This is a genomic window from Alcanivorax sp. HI0044, assembly GCF_001634945.1.
The window spans coordinates 1-704 of the sequence record NZ_LWEZ01001515.1; the positions used below are offsets into that span (position 1 = coordinate 1).

General features: G+C 60.7%; 1 protein-coding gene. It reads right to left on the reverse strand.

What is annotated here, in order from left to right; translation table 11 throughout:
* Positions 1 to 42: 42 nt before the first annotated feature.
* Positions 43 to 704, reverse strand: a 662-nt coding sequence (locus A3730_RS22800; protein WP_156501311.1) for an AraC family transcriptional regulator, incomplete at its 5' end; no start/stop codon positions are given.

A 704-nucleotide genomic window follows, 5' to 3' on the forward strand; every position in this document is an offset into this window, starting at 1 on the left:
AGGGGCTGACGCTGGGCCAGTGCAAACGTCAGTGGCGGGGGCTCAGTCGTTGAAGGTTTGATTGCCCTGACTATCGCGGTACTGCACCGGCGTCATCTCAAACCAGCGTTTAAAGGCACGGTTGAACGCGCTTTGTTCGGAATAGCCCAAATCCAGGGCGATCTGATTAACGGAACGTTCGCTGTGCAGCAGCCAGTCGCAGGCAAGGCGGCGGCGCTCATCTTCCAGCAGGCTGGAAAAATCCGTGTTTTCGGCCCGTAGCTGTCGACGCAGGGTCCAGGGTTTGACACCCAGCTGATCGGCGATGGGCTCCAGCTGCGGGACGCCTTGTTGCAGGCGTTTCTGGATTTCCAGGCGCACCTGTTCCAGCAGGTTGTCGCGGGCGTGGTACTGGGTGACAGCCCGTTGCATGCGTGAGCGAGCCACCTTGTGCACTTCCGGGTCGGCATCGCGCAGGGGCAAATCCAGCAGATGGCCGGGTAGCACAATGGCATTTTCCGGCTGACTGAAAGTGACGTCGCAACGGAAGATGCGCTGGTACTCGGCTTCGTCGCCCTGGGGGGCGTGTTTGAAAAGAATGCGTGCCGGGTTCAGCTCCTGGCCAATCAGCCAGCGCCCGTAAACGATGGCGGCGGCGAAATTGGCGTCCACCCGGGCTGGATAGGTGGGCAGGTCTTCCAGATCACTTTCCCACATCAGCCACA